Origin of the sequence: Bacillus sp. SIMBA_005 (assembly GCF_046535585.1) — a bacterium.
Classification (GTDB): Bacteria; Bacillota; Bacilli; order Bacillales; family Bacillaceae; genus Bacillus; species Bacillus pumilus.
Genome location: NZ_JAWRWI010000222.1, coordinates 1 through 294, shown reverse-complemented (window position 1 = coordinate 294; position 294 = coordinate 1). Strand labels below are relative to the sequence as shown.

The following is a 294-nucleotide window of genomic DNA, read 5'->3' as shown; positions in this document are numbered from 1 at the left end:
TTCCGTAAGGTCATGACTTTTAACAGATCTCCAGCCATAGATTTGAAGAAATTCCTCTAGTGCCGAAATGAAGTGTCTGCCTTTTTCCGATTGAGTGAGTGCAGCAAGCAGCTCTGGATTCTTTTCATAGTTCATAAATGCTTGATGAAGTTCATTATCTTGAAGGACACTCTTTGCAAAATCAGATAGCTTTTTGTCTGTTTCAAGAGATTTGTTCATCCCGCCTATCATCATCTCATGCAGCAGGATCACTTGTGATTGATCACCAGTATATGTCACAAGCATGTCTTCAAT

Annotated in this window: 1 pseudogene; it reads right to left on the bottom strand. The window is 39.5% G+C overall.

The annotated features are described in order from the left end of the window. Positions 1 to 294, bottom strand: a pseudogene (locus SB660_RS19855) (PEP/pyruvate-binding domain-containing protein); the annotation flags it as partial.